This is a genomic window from Pseudomonas batumici, assembly GCF_036585405.1.
Taxonomy (GTDB): domain Bacteria; phylum Pseudomonadota; class Gammaproteobacteria; order Pseudomonadales; family Pseudomonadaceae; genus Aquipseudomonas; species Aquipseudomonas batumici.
In genome coordinates this window covers 218,365-234,651 of record NZ_CP144470.1, presented here as the reverse complement: position 1 = coordinate 234,651, position 16,287 = coordinate 218,365, and the positions used below count along the sequence as shown (strand labels likewise).

The following is a 16,287-nucleotide window of genomic DNA, read 5'->3' as shown; positions in this document are numbered from 1 at the left end:
GCGCCCGGAGAACCCTATGAGCCCCTTTCCCGATCTTCGCCTGAGCGGCGCGACTCTCCTTCAGCAGATCCGTGCCCTGGGCGAACTGGGGGCTGACCCCTTGAACGGCGGCCGCACCCGCATTGCACTGACCGATACGGAAAAGTCCGGGCGCGACCAGCTCGTGGCCTGGATGAAAGAGCTGGACCTGGAGATCCAGGTTGATCGTATCGGCAACATTTTCGGCACACTCCGCGCTGTTGACGACCAGGGCGAACAAACCCCGCTGATGATCGGCTCGCACATCGATACCGTGACCAATGCGGGTGCATTGGACGGTTGCTATGGCGTGTTGGCCGGCCTGGCCGTGGTCCGGGCATTTCGTCAGGCCCGTGTGCTGCCAGCGCGGCCCATTACCATCGGCGCCTTTACCAATGAAGAAGGTGTTCGCTATCAGCCGGACATGATGGGCTCACTGGTCTACGCCGGGGGACTGTCGGTCGAAGCGGCCTTGGCCACCATCGGCACGGACGGCACGCGCCTCGCCGACGAGCTGGAGCGCATCGGCTACGCCGGCGATCTGGAGCCGGGCTCCATTGTTCCCCACGAATACCTGGAACTGCATATCGAGCAAGGGCCGATCCTGGAAGCCGAGAACACCTTGATCGGCGTGGTGGAGAACCTCCAGGGGATCTCCTGGCAACGGGTGATCGTGCAAGGCAACGCCAACCACGCGGGCACCACCCCTACCCGCTTGCGTCATGACGCCGGCTATGTGGCCAGCGCGGTGGTTGCCGAGTTGCGCAAGATCGCCAACGACTCGGACGCAACCACCCTGGCCACGGTCGGCTGCATGAGTTTCGAGCCGAATGTAATCAACGTCATACCGCGCAAGGCCAGCTTCACCGTGGACCTGCGCGATCCCGATGACGCGCGGCTGGCGAACGCTGAAGCGCGGCTGTCCCGGTTCCTTGCCGAGATCTCGGAGGCCGAAGGCGTGCACATCGACACGACGCAACTGGTACGCTTCCAACCGGTGATCTTCGATGCCGGCCTGGCCGACGAAATCGAGGCATCGGCCCGACGCTTCGGGCTCAGCCACAAGCGCATGACCTCGGGTGCCGGGCATGACGCGCAGATGATCGCGAGGATTGCGCCGGCGGCAATGATCTTCGTGCCCAGCCGTGGCGGCATCAGCCACAACCCGCGCGAACACACCGATGACGACCAACTGATCAAGGGCGCCGAGGTGCTCTTGGATGTGGTGGTCCGCCGCCTGAACAGCCACCCGTAATTCCCCCATTCAAACCACCCGCTACCGGTGAAGACCGGCGGTGATGGCCCTGCCTTGCCCTAAGGAGTCAGTGATGTTGCTCGCCAATCCCAACGCAAAACGTGAGACCTACCCCGATGCCCTGAAACGCATCATGAATGTCGAGAAGGCCGCTGAGAGTCGTGCCTGGCTGTCTCAGTGGTCGCGGCTGAATCGCGGCGCCACGCCCTTGTACTCGCTCCCCGATCTGGCCACGGAACTGGGGGTCGCGGAGATTCGACTCAAGGATGAATCGCAACGTTCGCAGTTGGGCAGCTTCAAGGCGCTGGGTGCACCGATTGCCCTGCTGCGTCTTATCCTGCGCCAGTTCCCGAACCAAGGCTTCGAACCGCAGGGGTTGCTGGCGGGGCGATACCATCCGGCGCTGCGCGATTTCACGGTCATCAGTGCCACTGACGGCAACCATGGTCGCGCCTTGGCGGCAGCGGCGCAGAGTGTCGGTTGTCACTGCGTCATCGTGCTCCATGCCCACGTCAGCCTCGAGCGCGAACAGGCGATTGCCGCCTACGGAGCCGAGATCGTCCGCATCCGTGGCAACTACGACGAGTCGGTGACAGAGGCCGCCGCGCTCGCGCAAAGCAACGGATGGTGGGTGGTTTCCGACACGTCCTATGAGGGTTACGAAGAGATTCCCCGCGACGTGATGCAGGGTTACGGCACGATCGCCGCCGAAATCGTCGAAGCGCTCCCCCTGCGTCGGAGCGGCGACGGCGCGTTCACCCACGTGTTCCTGCAAGGTGGGGTGGGCGGTCTGGCGGCCGGCATCGCCAGCTATCTCTGGGAGTTGCAGGGCGAGCAGCGCCCGACCTTCATCGTCGTCGAACCGGAGCAAGCGGACTGCTTGTATCAGAGTGCGCTGGCCGGAACAGCCGCGAAGGCCACGGGCTCGGTGGACTCGGTCATGGCCGGACTCGCCTGTGGCGAAACTTCGCCCCTGGCCTGGAAGTTCCTGCAACCCAGCGTCGACTTCTTCATGACCCTCCATGACGAAGAAGCGGTGAGTGCCATGCGTCGCCTCGCGGCGGGTAGTCGGCGCGATATTCCGGTGGAAGCCGGCGAGTCAGCCGTTGCCGGGCTGGCAGGGCTGATACGGCTTGCCGCAACACCGAGCCTTGCCGCTGAAGTCGGCATCGACGCCCAGTCGCGCATCCTGCTGATCAGCACCGAAGGCGCGACGGCACCCGGCGTCTACGCCGAGCTGGTGGGAGAGTCCGATGCGTCGGTTCGGGCTCGCCAGCAGGCTTGGCTGGCGAGCGCTTGAGCGGCGTCGACCCGAGGCTTATCCGTTCAAGCCATGGCATCAAGATAATTGGAAATAACGGTCCGATTCCTGCCGTTGGATTTTGCGACGTACAGTGCTTTGTCAGCGATATCGATCAGGTCCTCGGGCGTGTCGGATTTCGAGCCGGACAACGTACTGATACCAACGCTGATGGTGACGACGTTGGCCGGCGATTCGCTATGCTCAATTGAACTTTTCTCCAATTCAGTTCGAATTTTCTCAGCGATAATAAATGCCCCACATAGTCGGTATTCGAGAGGACGATGGCAAACTCCTCCCCTCCGTACCGGGCAGCCAGGTCGCCTTCCCGGGTTATATTTCTCTTGATGATGGCGCTTACCGACCTCAAGCATTCATCGCCCTGTACATGACCGTAATGGTCGTTGTACTTCTTGAAAAGGTCGACATCGATCATGATCAGCGCCACATCATCGGATCTTCGCCTTGCCTTGTTTATTTCCGCATAGATAAACAAGTCGAATTTACGGCGATTGGGCAGTCCCGTCAGTCCATCTTCAAGCGCCATTTGCCCGAGCGCCTTGTTGGCCTCGATATAATTTTCTTCAGAACGCAGCAATTCATGTTGTGCTTGTATTTGCTGACTCATCAACTTGATCAGTCGATACCCAGGAAACTGAGTGTGAGCAGCAAGACCGATGAGATGAGAAAGCTCGCGAAGGATTCGCTGCGCCAGTCCGCCAGGATCTCGTTTCTATCAAAGGCCGCGATGATCACCAGGGGGTAACCATTGACACGTTGAAAGCTGATGACCCGCTCGGCATGGTCAATAAATGATCGGATGGTGGCGGTGCCCGAACTGACCCCGGGCTTCAACAAGGCGAATACCTCTCCCGTTGAAATATCAGTACCGATGTCAGCGTCGTGAAAGGGTTTGCGTACGACGATATGCCCAGTCGAAGAGGTCAGGTTGATAATTCCATTTTCCCCCATGTCGATACCGTCGTAGAGGCCGAGAAAATACTTGAGATAGATCGTGGCGATGGTCACGCCGGCAAAACTGCCGTCAGGATGATTGAGTCGGCGCGAGATGCTGATGATCCATTCGTTTGTCGAACGGCTGAGGATAGAGGGGCCAATATAGGGCTCTAGACTGGCATGGTCGCGATGGTAGGTAAAATAGTCGCGATCCGAGTTATTGGCGCCGGGGGGGACTTTACCGTTCGAGTTGAATAGCCGGAGCCCCTGCTCATCATAAATAGAAAAACCATGTACCTGCGGCAGGCTTTTTTGTTGGTTTTTCAGTACCTCCCCCAATCGATTCAGGGTCTCCGGACCCGTGCCTTCGATTCCCACCTGCCCCTGGATCCCCAGTATCACGGTGTCGGCTTGAGCGAAGGTCGCCGCTATGTTGGATGACAACGCCTTGGAAAGGTTTGACATCTCGATTTCTTTGTCATGCAGGTGATACTGCAGGGAGTTGAACACCCCCCAGATACTGATGCCTATCAGTGAGATACACACCGCGGCCACAAAGAGCACCACATGGCCAATCTTGAGCTTGGCATCCGCCCACTCGGCCTTGAGAAACGAGGTCGCTGCAGTGATCATGAAACCCTTCCCTGTGGTCGAGATGATGCCCTGTAGCTTATGCGATTTTCACGCGGGCCTCACGTTTCTGACAATGATAGACACTCAACGGCACTGGACACCCGGTTTAATCGGACGGACTACACTGGCCCACGGCGGTGGCCCCAAACCACCGCGCTTGCTCCGGTGCCACGAGGCAATTGGCAAGGGAGACATTCCATTCATTTGACCAGCGTACGGATGACTTTGGAGAAAAATGATGAGCAATGCAGCCGCCAGCAACAACGGATACACGGGAACGATATGGCGTGGCGTCGACTACAGCCCGACTTGGCCGGCCTGGACCGTGGGTGCGCCAAACACCCAGACCACCGACTCCGACTTTGCCAACGATGCCTTCCAATCGCTGTGGAGCAATCAGTACCAACCCGCCCCGGAGGGCGACCAAAGCAGCCCAAGCAACAATGGCGGCTACTATCGTGACGACCTGAAGACGATCAGCGGGTATGGATTCAACCTCATACGCCTGTATAACTGGAACATGAATCGCGGCGCCGGCGAAGGGAGCCTGCCGCTGGACCATATCAACTTCCTCAACTACGCCCAGAGCCTGGGTCTCTCGGTCGTCGTTCCCGTGTCCGACTATTTTCTGAGCGACGATCAATATGCGTGGGCTGGGGCATCGCTCCCGGACTACCAATTCTCTTCGGCGCCGCAGTTCATTCAAAACGATTTCAATACCTTTATCCAAAGCATCACCGACCCGACGACGGGCAAGATCCATACGGCCATTCAGTCGATCAGTGTCGGTAACGAAGGCGATATCGGTGAAGGGTTGGAGGGTGCCAGCCCTTCGAACTTCCTCGCCCGCACGATCTGGTGGATCGTCAACCTGAACCAGAAACTCAATGGAACCCGCGGGACACCCGCTACGCGACTGAGTGCGACATTCTCCAACGCGGACCAGGGTGGAAACACCGGGAGCTGGTTCAACTGCCTCATCAATGGGGTGGTGGCCAAGCAACAAACCCCAAACGGCGCGACAGCCTCGACGTTCAGTTCCACGGTTTCAGGTCTGAGCACAGCAGACCCTTCCTATACCCATTACTATTACAACAGCGTCAACATCAGCCAGGTCAGCCAGGTTTCGCCGTACCCGAATACCCTGCAACAGACCCTCGCCCTCTACGATCAAGGTGCGGCCACATGGCCCGGGGCAAAATTCGATGTGCCCCTGCTCTTGATGGAGGTCTTTGCTCCCAATCGTGTCAACAGCGGTCCATACGACCAGGCGGCAGCCGCCGTGGGGCAGTTTTCCTCGTTGGAAACCTACCTGCTCGACCACAATGGCGGCACCGACACCAGCACCACATGGTTGATGGGCTACAACTATTTCGAATTCAACGACGAGCAGGAACTGAATAAGCTCGTCGGCCTCTACCAGTACTCGGCGACTTCGACCAACGTACAAACCGGCACCACGGTGATCCCCTACTCGCCCTATAGTTTCCCGAGCATGTCCTATCCGCTTTGCACCTTGAGCGCCACAGCGGGGCCAGGGAATAAAGGGACACTGATCGGCGCCCTTCAAGCGCTCTTCAATTCAATCAAGGTCAACCTCAGCGCCACGGCGCCAGTCGAATCCATTACCTTGGCAGCCGCGACCAAGGTGACGGTGAAGCCTGGCAATGCCACCTCGACGATCTGTCAGACAGGTCAAGGTTTTACCCTGAGTGCCGTCAGTGCCTCCGGCTTTACGACCCCGCCGATGACATTGACATTCGAACTCAAGGGGCCGTCGAAGTTTGTCGCAACGGTGCTTGATGCGAACGGGTGGGTTTACGATCAGTACTTCTCCGGTAACCAGCTCATCTTGCAATACTTCTATAACCCATCGACGCCCACACAAAACCTGATGGTGACGATTCCATTGCAATTGAACACGCCGTACTTCTCTGTCGCCGCCACACAAGTCGAGTAGCGGCCCAGTTCGATATAGGCGGATTTAACAAAGACGTCTAGAAACGACAGCCACGCTGACGGACGCCGGCCGCCTGGCCGGCCGGCGATCCGCTATTGCCACGGAACCTGAACACTCAGGGGGTAGAACACCATGAATCAGCTTTCAACGATGGCCCGGTAGTCATAGGCGGCGTAGCTGACTTCGCTTCCGAAGAGGGCTGTTCGGATCTCCGCCGCAGATTTGTATTTGTCGATCTCTGCAAGGTATGAAGTGAGGGATATATTGAGGGCCTTGGCTTTGGAGTTGGGCGCGAACGTGAATCCGAGAGCCGCTCTGACTTCCGCGTCAGTCGCCTTGGCCCCTGTCGTACTGGCGGTCGAAAAGCCGGATGCCCGAGCGGGAACCACAGGCTTGGTGGTCACCCACGCAGGAAGACCGACCAACGAATAGCCGGCGGTCTTGAGTCCTATCAGTTCTCTGCCGAGTACACGGCACCGCGTTGCGGCAGAGTCCCACAGCAGGTCGTCTTCGACACTGGCCAGCGTGAGGTGAAAAATTTTCAGTTGGTGAAGGGCGCCAAGAACCCAGGCGTCGTTAATGAAGGGCCACCAAAAGCCGTCATTCAGAATACTGCCCTTGTAGAGTAACTCGCTTCCCTCGTTCGGTTTCACCAGGCTATCGGTGCTTTTGCTCAATCTGACGCCCTCGGCAATAGCCGCGGTGTATTGCGTTTTCTGCTCGATCAAGGACGCGTTTACCATGTCCTCGGTAATGGTCACTGCACCGTTCTTTAATAATCCGCGAGCCATCATGGTTTGGGTTCCGGCCGTGGTGCCGAAGTTTTGCAATATCGAAAGTTCGGACCGGAGCTTGACATCACCCAGCAGCATTTCCTTGAGCGTGCTGGAAGAAGCGTTGTGATAGACGCTCCAGCCGTTGGCGATAGCGGCTGTGATGTCAGGGTCGTAGTCCTTTCCGGGTTTTCTTTTACTGGGATGGAGCTTGTTCCATATCGGCAAGTCGTTCTCGATACGACCCCACTGGGTGTTGGCTTCCGTCTTGAATGCTTGCTCAGTGTAAATCGCCATCTTCAGACACCCCTTATGAGCCGTAGTCCAGTTGAGAAGAAAATACGGACGCTCCACGGACGAATCCTGCTGTGCCGGGCAGGTTCACGCCAAACCGCTGTCCATTGAACTTTACCCCACCCTATCCTTTGCAAACGCCCTATGCGTCTTTGCCGAGATGGAGCGTAGTTCATACCGGGCTTTGTCTCACCATAACCTCGCTCCGGACGCAGGCTCGAATCCTGGCACTGCTACGACGCGACATAAAGGACAACCTCTCGGGCCGCTCGCAGAGCAACCGGTCCAAATTCGTGTCCTCCAGCTCCTGAGTCAGAATCGCAGGTCAGGCGCTGGGCCTGGGGCCTCCACTGCTGGAGCCCTTCAAGGCCAGATACGGGTTGTCATACGGTTTCTCGGTGAAAATCAGTTCGGGGTCCTTGAGTAAATACCCCTTGATGCTCCGGGTTTTGCGCGGACCTTTGACCTCACAGAACCAGATGTTCAGGCGCTCTTCACTCTTGTGGTGCAAGCCCAGTTTCTCAAAGCAGCGTTGAATCCAACGCCAATCGCTGGTCCCCTGCTCCTTCGCCAGTCGTGCGGTTTCGGGGTGTTCCTGGGCATAGCGCTGAAAGATCTTCGGGGTCACCAGAAAGGCTGTGCCGGCGACGCTATGAATGGGGGCCTGGGCGTCGTTGACGGTGATCGTGTGCTTCAAGATGCCTTGACGAAGCCACCTCATGAAAGCTTCTCCCAGGTCATTCCCCTTCACGTCCAGAACTGGCAAACGGGCTGGCGGGTAGGACTCGCGCGCAGCAGGCGGCTGACGAACAGGCGATGGAGTGGCCTCGACGCTGGAGGGTTCGCCGGTCTCATGGCGGTGCGTGCCCATCAAGTGGTCCTCGTCCAACATCCGAAACCACTCGGGTGGCGCTTCAAGCTCAGTTTCCTGCACCTGTATGTCCATACGGTGACCTGACCCTTCGTCTTCGGTGAAGCGGGCCTGAGCAGCGCCCTGCATCCAGTCCGGCTCAGTGTCCCAGAGTGATACCGGCTCGAGCGACGAACGATCCACGGCGGCCGTATCACGGACTTTCTCAGCGGCCTCGGCCGCCGTTTCAACCGTGATCGTGCCACTGAACACTGGAGGACGCTTGCCCTCCTCCCAGAGCAACGCCGGGGAGACTTTGAGGAACGTGAGGGTCTTCTTCCATTTACCGCTCTGCACGGTGGCGGTCCAGATCGCTTTGCCCTCCGTGTTGATCTGAATGATCGCGTTGTCCTGAAGCACGTTGAACAGCGTGGCATTCGAGGACGGAATCCCATCCGCACCTTGGGACAGCAAGTGAGCGCGCAGCTTGTCCGCTACCGTTTTGCTGACCAGCCAGACGCTGTCGTCGGTGAGCCAGCCGTCCGACGCACGTGGCTGGTTTAGCTTGAGCTGCTCGTTGACGAGGTAGCGCAGCCCCTCAATCAATTGACGCTGCAAGGAGCTCTTCGGCGCGGCCAGTGCCCGAACGGGATTACCCCCCAACTCTTGCGCCACCGAGGCCTGGTCCGCCTGACTGACCAACTCGCCCAAGGTGCCTGCATGCTCGTATTGCCCAGCCAGCACGTAGATCAGTGCACTCCAGGGTTCAGGATAGGTGCAGAGCCAATCGAGGATCGACGGTGGCAGCACTTGCAGGGAGAGCAAGCCCGTTGCGGCGCTGTGGAGTTTGTAGTGGCGCCCCTTCAGGTACTTGAAGCGATACGCGCGGTTCACCGGGCCCTGCCACGGACGCCACACCGATCCATCCTCCAGGTGCACTTCCACGTCGACAGCGACTTTCCCAAGGTCGTGCAAAAGAGCTGCATACGCGATGGTCGCAGTCCAGGCTTCGGTTTGTGCCGCTTGGGTTTCAGGGGTGGCTCCCATGGGCAGCAGGTGGGACTGCCGAATTTTCAACGCATAAGCCACGATCTCCAGGCCATGATCAAGCATGCCGCCGAGGTAAGCATGGTGGTGGTTTTCGGAGGCCGGCAGTTGTTGAACCAGTTCGGCGTAGCGTTCGATGGGGCGTAGATAGAGGTCGGCAAACTGTTTGCGTGACAGCGAGGTGCGCTGCCAGATGTGCTCCAGGAGCTTGCGCCGGCGCGGGGTCGACAGCAGCTCTGTAGCGGTCTGAGGTGTGAGGTAGTCGGGCACCCCGGTCTTGCGGGTTGGCTCGTGATCAGCCGACTTTTTCAATTTAAATCGCCAGAACATTCAGCCTGCCATCCGTGTGGTGTGAGGGAGCCTTTTGGCTGTTCAGTGCACGGATGACCTTTTGTGGGTAAGCCCTTTGCCCTTCGTTTTGCTTCCCTTAGCCCCTTCCGTTTCGCCGTTCCTTTTATGGCCTTTTGGGCGCGGGGTTCCAGAGGAAAACAGGATTGCGCCCCTCTGTATTTTTCTGTCGAAGGTGGGACCCAGACGAGTCAGTCGGTAGGTGCACGGGAAGTGACAGACGCGGGATGCTTCGCCAAGCCCACGGTGCTCAAGTGGAAAAATCCGACACCCTCTGTCTAAAAAGGAGGACTGGACCGCCAAGGGCTCTTTTCTCATGCTGAAGGGGTGTCCTGCTGACGTTGTCAGCAACATGCCCAGGTAGCCCGGATCTAAAAGGCTACGACGCGATGATCGCGTTGATCACCACCCGACCGCTCTCGCATTCATCACCGCGGTCAGTCGTCAGAACCGTTGACGACCGAATGCCTACTGCACCACCACCCAATGGGGAATCACTTTCCCTTGGGGATGAGTGCTTCCCCATTTTCTTAATGAAACTGGAGACACTCATGACTACTCAGAATCAGTCCGCTACTGAAGAAAAAAAGTACTTCAACCTGTACATTCAGGGATTTGGTTACCTCAACAATGTCAGAACGTTCACTCACCGTAGGAAGTCGTACCTAAAAGTTACGGTTACCGCGCTCCAAGGCCCCGCCGACGAAGTCGATTACAAGTACTTCCACTGCACCGTGGTCGGCACTGAGGCGAAACAGCTCATCAGCCACTGCGCAGAAGAAATCAACTCAGGCCAAACTGTCTTCGTGCGCTTCACTCTCAGCGAGCTTTTGGTCTTTACTACCAATCAGCAACATGGTGAGCACCGAGGTCAGCCTACTGCCGCTTTAGGAAGCAACTTGCTCTCCCTCTCCATGATCAAAATCAACGGTGAAGTGGTGTATACCGCGCCGCCCAAGGAGCCCAGCTCAAACGTCGGTCCAGCGAACACAACGGATATACCCGATGCGTTGGATACAACCGATATGCCGGTGACTGCTCATGACTGGGAGGCCGCTGATAGCGGTGACCCAATCGACACCACCGAGCCCTCAGCAGTCTCGCATCACGCGGGCTGATCCATCACCCAGGCGCCCTGACCGGCGCCTTCTTTCACCTACGGGGGCATACACGTCCCTCGGGGATGGCGTGCCTCCATGACTGGACACAGAGGTTGACGTCATGAGTTCTAACCGAGCCTTGAACGACACGCAGGCACCCGAAACACAAAGCCCTGCCCAGGAAGATCTGTTGATCGAAAGGGCCATGCAGATTCTGGATCGAAGGCTATTCACTCGGGGTCCTAAACTTGAGAGTCCGTCAGAGGTTAGGGACTTCTTGAAGCTGAAACTCGCGGGGATGGATCACGAGGTCTTTTGCGTCATTTTCCTGGACATCAAACACCAAGTCCTTGCGTTTGAAATGATGTTTCATGGAGACATTGGCCACACCAGTGTTCACCCCCGGCAAGTGATCAAGCGTGCGATCGCCAATAACGCCTCAGCGGTCATCGCGGCTCACAATCATCCTTCAGGGTGTACCACACCCAGTAACGCCGATCGTGAGCTCACTCGACGATTACGTGAGGCTCTGGCGCTCATTGACGTGAGGTTGCTGGATCACATCATTGTCGGTGCCGGTGATCCGTTGTCCATGAGCGACTACGGGTTGATGTAACCCTTATCAAGGCGCCCTCTCCGGGCGCCCACTTTTCGGGCTCCACCTCTGCCTCTGCCGTGGCGGATCCGAACTCGTAGCTCACACTCAGCCCGACCTTGTCGGGCTTTTTTTCGTCCAAGGAAAAGCCCCTGTGATTTCACCCATTTTTTGCAATGGAGGATCATCGAGAGCCGGCTCTGCACCGAAATGGGGGCGAAAGTAGGACCGTTCTGACATGAATCGGCCAAGTGCTTGATTCGCCCCTCCCTTCATGCACCTACAGGCATCAAGTCAGCTTTTGGCCGACTCAATCGTGGGAAATGCCTGACTACCTCAGCCAACGGGATTGATCGACCATTTACACGGGGTCGCTGTCGAGGACAGCCCCTCATCAGGCGGTCATGATCTACAAGGCTACGACGTACAGGAGTGCGTTGATCAGTGCAGTACGCCGGGCATTCATAAGCGAGGGCAGTCGTCGACACCCTCGCCGACTGAAGACCCGATTTTCACACTGACGGGGGCTCGCCGACAGGCCTTGCCGCCGGACAAATGATCGATTGCAGGAGATACGATGAAGTCCTCAAAACGCCTGGAAAATGCGCTCGAATCTACCAGCTGTATTGAAGAAAAACTCAAAACTGCGGTGGCTGCTTGGGGGGCCGACATTGACCGTTTCGCCTCAAGCTATGAACTGAAAGGGGTCGATCACGAATTAAGGTCAACCATCAGGCAGCGAGAACACCAGCTTCATTCGTCCATCCGTTCTCAGAGCACTGAGTTGACCTGTTTGATCAGAAACGTAAGGTTCGAACTGGATATGATCAAGTTCGATAAACAGTTGTGGAACTCCACCCTTTTCGCGATCGTCGCTCCCCCCTTCACCGCGATCTCTGTCTTGGCATTGATCGATACATTCAAATAGGCCACAGCGTATACAACGTGCCCTGGCAGGTTGGCGTCTGTGCCCCCCCTTTGCTCGGCACGGCCTAAGTGCTGATTCACAGCCACTCATCCTGTACGGGGGCACGCCTCCGTACAGGCGCACGGCCTCATCACATCAGGCATTCAGGGCCTAGCCGCCGCTACAGATGGACAAAAAAAGGTCCCTGGGCCTCAAATACGGATCGATCGTTTTGCTGTGTCAGTCGTCGAGGTTTTCAGCCAGAAAAGCGACCAGATCCATCGGGCTGCGGCTGTTGATCACGTTGTAGATCAGGTCGCGCTTGGACCGTGGCAGCTTCTTCACGCAGCTCTTGGCCGATGCCCTCACCGCCTCATCCGTACCATGAATGCGTGCCGCCAGGAGCAGCACAAGAACGACGTCAGAGAGATTCATAGCGGGGTCCAAAACAGAGAGCAGGGAGTGTAGCGGCTCTTGAGCGCTCGTAAATCCCCAACAACACGTCAGATGGGAATTCATACGCCGTTCGAGTCGGCGCGCCAGGCGCGAGCTTTCAGGGCACATCGTGAACAGAAGTCATCCATTTTTGGCACAGAATCTTACGCGGAGCGGACTTGAAGCCGAAACGCTGCCGGGACGAGCAACGCCAATTGCTCTGCAGCCTGTAAAATCGACTCAACGGCAACCTTTTCAAAGAACCTCTCAGGCGCCAGGGAAATGGTAAGCCTAATCACCCGCTGACCATGCGATACCGCTCAGTTGGACACCCTCACAACCGAATTCAGGCAATACGACACCGCACAATGACCAGGGCCAAGCAGGCCTTAATGCAACCGGCAACTTCCCGTCTACACTTCGCTCTTCTTCCTTAGGACAGGAGCAGAACAATGCATGACCTTCCCGCTGCCGATGCTAGTGACGATGAGTGGTACGAGTTCTCCGAAGCACGGTGTGAGGATCTCATACCACACCTGAGGGAGTTCATTCTTGAGCGGTTCACCTATAAGCCCAGGTACGTCCAGCAGCGCGTCTGGAGATCATTCGGAACCGTCTCAGCTTTGAGCAGGCAATTCGACCTCTACTTCCGTTTGTTCGCAAGGCCAAACGCGATCTGTCCACGAGACAGTCTCGTGATCGCTCGTATTGGATTCAAACATCAACGTGCTGGACATGGCCACGCCTTGGTAAAGCGACTGGTGGATTTGGCACCGAAGTTTGGCTATCGCCACCTAGCCATCGAGTGTGCGAACGCGAAAGCATCTGCATTTGCCGAGCGGCTGGGCTTCACCCCTTACGAGAATCGCCAGCATTGGGTGGGCTCTGTCGATGCCATCCGAGAGGCACTGGAGCAGCAGATAGCCTGATCACCTACCAAGGCCATTGTCAGTCGCCCCTCTTTAGCTTGATCATGAAGCGTACTTGCAGTTGGAGGGGTAGAAATGAAGACCACCCAAGAAACCGCAGCAGATGTGGTTGACGTCCGCTGTAATCGATATGGACAGAACACCTACATAGCGGGAGCTGGGCATCAGTTTGGCTCCCTGACAGCGAACTAGGCCCATGGCCTGCTAGCATTCCGGTGAGCAGTACGAAATACACCTGTGTGAGCGCTGCTTTTTTACTCTGCTTTCAGCTATCAAGCGGGAGCGATGGTCGCCGGTCATATTCAACGACGAGGCGGATGCCATTGCGGCCAACGACACGTTTGGCCTATTACCATAGCCTCCGCTTTTCTACGTTTACCGCACCCTATAAACTCCTCTCCTCCTGTCGTTCAAAGTCAGAGCCTGGCAATCACGGCAGAGCATCCAAAAGGAATGTCTTTTTTTCGTTTTGAGGACAACTCAGATGGCCTCCATGCGCCCCTCCCAGTACACGATGCAGCAGCGCACGGACGGAGGCCCCTTCCTTCGTTTTGAACGCGATGACATCGAGTACGATCCAGCAGAGGACGATGCCCCGGCAGGCGACGATGAGTTTGAATGGGACGCGGATGAAATTTATGGCAGCTCCCGCGTGTACTACAGCGACGTGGCGCTACCTGAAAACTCTCCTGATTGGCATCTCCTCCTGCAGGTGACGCCGGAAGATTTGACCATCTACCCAATCTACCCACGGGCAGGTCACTCAGAGTATGGGGAGCCAAAGTATTACACCATCAAGTCGATCCTAATCACTCGCCCGGTTTACCAACCTTATGCTCATCCTGCTGATCAGTATGGTGTCGAAGAGTTACTTGAAGGTCTACCGACAGGACTCGCCAAGGACTGGCGCTTTGGTCTCGGGTTTCATTATGAATACCGGTATATTGCTCAAGCCGTCGCCTCACTAGAGGGTGTAACGGAAATCGTGCTTCATGGCGGGCGAGGCCATAACGATGCCCGGGTGCAGGGCAGCACCTATTACCTCGGGATAGGTCAGTTTGAGCTGTTGAGGAAGCGCCTCGATCAACTGACACAGCGTCATCAGCGGGAAACTGCTGCGGATAAAAAGCTCGTTTGCTATACCGGCCTACTCCACCAGGCGGCCCCCGAGCTGTATCCGCCACGAGCACGGAAACTACCACCTGACCTGCTGGCTAATCTTGTGTCACTGGGCTCAGCCACTCCCCAGCTCTCTCCAAAAGACCAGCAGCAGGCAGCAAAGCTCGCTCAGCAAAGCGTCCCAAGTTTGGCGAAGTCCGAACCTAGCACCCTGTTCAACCTCAAAGCGGAGATCGAGCTCGTCACCCTCGGCCAACTGATCGATGTCTATCGGAGAATGATAGATAGCAATGCCAACGAGACTCGATGGCAAGCGTTCCTAAGTAAAAACCCCTTTATCCTAGACATGGCGTTTGGGTACCCCGTAAAGAAAATCGCAGATCAGCCCTATGTAGGTGGTAAGAGCTTCAGTGGACGAGGTGGCCAATATTCCGACTTCCTCATGGCAGCAAAGGCGACCGGAAACCTGGCGCTGATCGAGATCAAGCACCCCCAGCATGACCTTCTCGGAAAGCCGTATAGGAAAACCTATACCCCGTCCTACGAGCTCAGCGGCGCGGTCGGTCAGATCATTAGCCAGCGCAGCAATGTACAGCGCGAAATCTTCGGCCTGGCGCATGATCTGAAGGAACGTGTTCACGCTCATGCGGTGGCGGCCATTGTCATCATTGGCCGGACCCCCGATGAGGAGGACAAACAGGAAGCCTTTGAGCAGTATCGGAATAGCTTGAGAGATGTGCTCGTAGTTACCTTTGATGAGCTACAGGAGCGCCTTGAGAGCATTCACCAAGCGCTGACGCCATCACCGCCAGTGGTAGCTGAGCCGATTGCGGATGAAGACCTGCCCTTCTGATTCAATGCAGCGTAAGGAAATCGATGGCTTACCTGATGGAGCCCAAGTCAAACTCCACGTTACAGAATAGCTCCGTCAGTGGAGCATTTGACCTTCACCCCTGGACCACCTGCCGTGGATCGTAAGCAGCCATCCGACTTCAGCCAGACGGTTTCATACGGAAGAATGCAAGATCCGCCGTTACAGTTGTTCAGAAATGATTGACCATTAGGGCATTATGAAAATTACGCGAGACGACAGGCCTGAAGATTTTCTCAGGCTGGAACAGCTTTTGTACGGCTACAATTATTGCGTATGGGTCAACGTCTACGGCCCTCTGGACGCTAGCCAATCATTGGCCGAGGCCCTCACACACGCAGTATCCCGAGACAGTGTGGTGGGCGGCGCCACAGACGTTTCAGTTAGCGAAGTTCAACAGCAAGTGATGGAGCTACTGCTTCATCCTGGCGATGAAGGTTCAGGGCCGGTGGATTTGGCTACCAAGCTAGATGAAATCACGCTCCTCGCTGAAAAACTGATGCAAACCGCACACGTCCATGAGGCTGACGACATAAAAGCCTTCTGGTTCAAAAAAGGTCACCCCGCCTACCCGGTATTTTGGGAGTTTGCCTACGACGTCCACGCTCAAGGTAAGCGCTGGATCCTTGTGGGCAGTAGCAGCGACTAGCCACATGAGTTGTGCGCCGTCGGTGCGCGCGATGGCCGTTGGGCTTCTTGCTCCAGGCACTGGCTCGACTGATGTGGTTGAGACAGCCATCGATGTAGATCTTCAGCTGGATCGCGGGGTGGTCAGGAGGCCGGCCTATGTCAGCTGCAATAGCGTCGTCAAAACCCAAAAAGGCCAGGTCGAGTTTGTCAACGAAGGCATCGACTACGTGCACCCTCCGCATTGATATTCGCTCTCTAGGTTCTGC

The 16,287-nt window shown here is 56.9% G+C and carries 13 protein-coding genes and 2 pseudogenes; 9 read left to right on the top strand and 6 right to left on the bottom strand.

Going from position 1 to position 16,287, the window contains the following annotated elements; all coding sequences use genetic code 11:
• Positions 1-16: 16 nt before the first annotated feature.
• Complete coding sequence (locus NUH87_RS01130; RefSeq protein ID WP_338524329.1) at positions 17-1,273, top strand: Zn-dependent hydrolase; 1,257 nt, start codon at positions 17-19, stop codon at positions 1,271-1,273.
• Between the two features lie 73 nt (positions 1,274-1,346).
• Entirely contained in the window at positions 1,347-2,573 is a 1,227-nt protein-coding gene (locus NUH87_RS01125) for a diaminopropionate ammonia-lyase (protein WP_338524328.1), read from the top strand.
• Between the two features lie 26 nt (positions 2,574-2,599).
• On the opposite strand, the pseudogene NUH87_RS01120 reads toward NUH87_RS01125, so the two are convergent.
• Positions 2,600-3,120, bottom strand: a pseudogene (locus NUH87_RS01120) (GGDEF domain-containing protein).
• Positions 3,121-3,209: 89 nt separating this feature from the next.
• Positions 3,210-4,163 (bottom strand): cache domain-containing protein, encoded by a 954-nt coding sequence (locus NUH87_RS01115; RefSeq protein WP_338524327.1) that lies wholly within the window; start codon positions 4,161-4,163, stop codon positions 3,210-3,212.
• 238 nt (positions 4,164-4,401) lie between these two features.
• Here NUH87_RS01115 and NUH87_RS01110 point away from each other — a divergent pair, with 238 nt between their 5' ends.
• The gene (locus NUH87_RS01110; protein ID WP_338524326.1) at positions 4,402-6,123 is read left to right on the top strand and encodes a hypothetical protein; all 1,722 of its coding nucleotides are present in this window, start codon (positions 4,402-4,404) and stop codon (positions 6,121-6,123) included.
• Positions 6,124-6,260: 137 nt separating this feature from the next.
• Here NUH87_RS01110 and NUH87_RS01105 read toward each other — a convergent pair whose 3' ends face one another.
• Together NUH87_RS01105 and mobH are read right to left on the bottom strand one after the other, a co-directional pair.
• Positions 6,261-7,250 (bottom strand): hypothetical protein, encoded by a 990-nt coding sequence (locus NUH87_RS01105; RefSeq protein ID WP_338524325.1) that lies wholly within the window; start codon positions 7,248-7,250, stop codon positions 6,261-6,263.
• 265 nt (positions 7,251-7,515) lie between these two features.
• Complete coding sequence (gene mobH / locus NUH87_RS01100; protein ID WP_338524324.1) at positions 7,516-9,417, bottom strand: MobH family relaxase; 1,902 nt, start codon at positions 9,415-9,417, stop codon at positions 7,516-7,518.
• Between the two features lie 569 nt (positions 9,418-9,986).
• Between mobH and NUH87_RS01095 the strand changes: the two genes are divergently transcribed.
• The 3 genes from NUH87_RS01095 to NUH87_RS01085 all read left to right on the top strand — a co-directional run bounded on the left by NUH87_RS01095 (position 9,987) and on the right by NUH87_RS01085 (position 12,058).
• Positions 9,987-10,553: a DUF3577 domain-containing protein gene (locus NUH87_RS01095; RefSeq protein WP_338524323.1), complete on the top strand. Its 567-nt coding sequence runs from the start codon at positions 9,987-9,989 to the stop codon at positions 10,551-10,553.
• A 103-nt stretch (positions 10,554-10,656) separates the two neighbouring features.
• Positions 10,657-11,151: a RadC family protein gene (gene radC, locus NUH87_RS01090; RefSeq protein WP_338524322.1), complete on the top strand. Its 495-nt coding sequence runs from the start codon at positions 10,657-10,659 to the stop codon at positions 11,149-11,151.
• A gap of 556 nt (positions 11,152-11,707) precedes the next feature.
• Complete coding sequence (locus NUH87_RS01085; RefSeq protein ID WP_338524321.1) at positions 11,708-12,058, top strand: hypothetical protein; 351 nt, start codon at positions 11,708-11,710, stop codon at positions 12,056-12,058.
• 219 nt (positions 12,059-12,277) lie between these two features.
• Here the strand turns inward: NUH87_RS01085 and NUH87_RS01080 are convergent, their stop codons facing one another.
• Positions 12,278-12,472, bottom strand: a complete 195-nt coding sequence (locus NUH87_RS01080) for a hypothetical protein (RefSeq protein WP_338523686.1) — start codon at positions 12,470-12,472, stop codon at positions 12,278-12,280.
• A 452-nt stretch (positions 12,473-12,924) separates the two neighbouring features.
• On the opposite strand from NUH87_RS01080, the gene NUH87_RS01075 reads away from it, so the two are divergent.
• The 3 genes from NUH87_RS01075 (at position 12,925) to NUH87_RS01065 (ending at position 16,040) form a co-directional block, all read left to right on the top strand.
• The gene (locus NUH87_RS01075; RefSeq protein ID WP_338524320.1) at positions 12,925-13,401 is read left to right on the top strand and encodes a GNAT family N-acetyltransferase; all 477 of its coding nucleotides are present in this window, start codon (positions 12,925-12,927) and stop codon (positions 13,399-13,401) included.
• 484 nt (positions 13,402-13,885) lie between these two features.
• Positions 13,886-15,373 (top strand): Shedu immune nuclease family protein, encoded by a 1,488-nt coding sequence (locus tag NUH87_RS01070; protein WP_338524319.1) that lies wholly within the window; start codon positions 13,886-13,888, stop codon positions 15,371-15,373.
• Positions 15,374-15,590: 217 nt separating this feature from the next.
• Complete coding sequence (locus NUH87_RS01065; protein WP_338524318.1) at positions 15,591-16,040, top strand: hypothetical protein; 450 nt, start codon at positions 15,591-15,593, stop codon at positions 16,038-16,040.
• A 35-nt stretch (positions 16,041-16,075) separates the two neighbouring features.
• Here NUH87_RS01065 and NUH87_RS01060 read toward each other — a convergent pair.
• Positions 16,076-16,254 (bottom strand): annotated as a pseudogene (locus tag NUH87_RS01060) (IS5/IS1182 family transposase); the annotation flags it as partial.
• Between the last annotated feature and the right edge of the window lie 33 nt (positions 16,255-16,287).